The organism is Mesorhizobium sp. M1E.F.Ca.ET.063.01.1.1 (assembly GCF_003998155.1).
In the GTDB taxonomy this organism is placed as follows: domain Bacteria; phylum Pseudomonadota; class Alphaproteobacteria; order Rhizobiales; family Rhizobiaceae; genus Mesorhizobium.
Genome location: NZ_RZSC01001807.1, coordinates 1 through 380 on the forward strand (window position 1 = coordinate 1; position 380 = coordinate 380).

Genomic DNA, 380 nt, shown 5'->3' on the forward strand with positions numbered 1-380 from the left:
CTTCCTGCGCTACTACGCGGCCGAGGCGGCGAGTGCGGAAGCGGGCACTGAGGCGCGTGGCGCGATCGTCTGCATCTCGCCGTGGAATTTTCCGTTGGCCATCTTCACCGGCCAGATCGCCGCGGCGCTCGTCACCGGCAATTCGGTGATCGCCAAGCCTGCCGAACAGACGCCGCTGATCGCTTTCCGCGCCGTCGAGCTGCTGCGCGAGGCCGGCGTGCCGGAGGACGTCATCCAGCTTCTGCCGGGCGACGGTCCGTCGGTCGGCGCGCCGCTCACCGCCGACCCGCGCATCGCCGGCGTCTGCTTCACCGGCTCGACCGAGGTTGCCAAGCTGATCGAGAAACAGCTTGCCGAAACCGCGGCGCCTGACGCGATGC

General features: G+C 69.5%; 1 protein-coding gene. It reads left to right on the top strand.

What is annotated here, in order from left to right; translation table 11 throughout:
- Positions 1-380 (top strand): aldehyde dehydrogenase family protein (locus tag EOA29_RS40960; RefSeq protein ID WP_127222634.1); only part of this gene is annotated, 380 nt, incomplete at both ends.